We start from the raw sequence: 457 nt of genomic DNA on the forward strand, positions 1-457 counted from the left end.
GTCGCGGTGCGCGGGCCGGGCGGTCCGGAGGCGGCGGCCCGCCGGGTGCGCTACGCCGCGTTGCGGCGGTCGCTGCCGGAGGAGCCCTCGCTGGTGCTGCTCGGGCACACCCGGGACGACCAGGCCGAGACGGTCCTGCTCGGGCTGGGCCGGGGCTCGGGGCCCCGCTCGGTGGCGGGCATGCGTTCCCTCGACCCGCCGTGGGCGCGACCGCTGCTCGACCTGCCGCGGTCGCTCACCCGGCAGGCCTGCGCCGAGCTGGACGTCCACCCGTGGCAGGACCCGCACAACGTCGACTCCCGGTTCACCCGCGTCCGGCTGCGGGAGGAGGTGCTGCCGCTGCTGGAGGACGTGCTCTCCGGCGGGGTGTCCGCCGCGCTGGCCCGCACCGCCGCCCAGCTGCGGGAGGACTGTGACGCGCTGGACGACCAGGCGGCCGGGCTCGCCGCCCGCGCCC

The 457-nt window shown here is 79.2% G+C and carries 1 protein-coding gene; it reads left to right on the top strand.

All coding sequences use genetic code 11. From position 1 onward, the window contains the following. A partial coding sequence (locus SACPADRAFT_RS28900) for a tRNA lysidine(34) synthetase (protein ID WP_040924627.1) occupies positions 1-457 on the top strand: 457 nt, incomplete at both ends.

Source organism: Saccharomonospora iraqiensis subsp. paurometabolica YIM 90007, assembly GCF_000231035.2.
Taxonomy (GTDB): domain Bacteria; phylum Actinomycetota; class Actinomycetes; order Mycobacteriales; family Pseudonocardiaceae; genus Saccharomonospora; species Saccharomonospora paurometabolica.